Raw genomic sequence first — 770 nt, forward strand, 5'->3', positions numbered from 1 at the left:
TAAATTATGCATCGTAATATGCCCTGCCTGGCCAGAAACCAAAAAGAGCACCGCATCCGCAATATCCGAAGGCTTGGCTAGTTTTTTGAGCGGGATCCCTGTTTTAAATGTCTCAAGTGATCCTTTTATGACTTGCTCCGCTCCATTCTCGTCGGCCCATAATGACCACTGCATGTCTGTTTCCGTTGATCCAGGAGATACAATGTTGCAGCGAATATTGTATTCTGCAAGCTCAAGGCCAAGGCATTTCGTAAACATCACAGCCGCAGCCTTTGAAGACGCATATGCCGCCATAGATGTTCTTGGTACATCGGCAGCATTCGATCCGACTGTTACAATCGAACCCGATCTTCGGTCCATCATATATTTGCTGACTGAACGCGAGGCGTTAAATACGCCAGTCGAATTCACTGAGAACGTCGCCTCCCATTCCTCATCGCTAAGCGAATGGATCAGTCCCGGGCGAAGGACACCCGCTACATTCACTAAAATATCAATCGGCCCCATTTCACGTTCGATGCGCACCGTGATCTCATCAATCGCCGCGCTGTCTCTCACATCCGCAGGAAAAGCTTCTGCATGGCGGCCTTCTGCTTTGAGGCTGCTCACAACCTTTTCCAGCTTTTCAGGATTATAATCAACTGCCGCAATATGTGCGCCTTGACTGGCAAGCGTCCGCGCAACAGCTTCGCCTATTCCTTGGGCAGCCCCTGTTATAAAAGCAATTTTTCCCTCTATACTCTTTGCATTCATATCATCAATTCCTTTCT

General features: G+C 48.4%; 1 protein-coding gene. It reads right to left on the reverse strand.

Annotated features, from left to right (window positions below):
* The coding region (locus ACWHAR_RS26130; protein WP_452088305.1) for a 2,3-dihydro-2,3-dihydroxybenzoate dehydrogenase at positions 1–753 on the reverse strand (753 nt) is incomplete at its 3' end.
* Positions 754–770: the final 17 nt, after the last annotated feature.

This window comes from Bacillus sp. LR--39 (genome assembly GCF_053613335.1).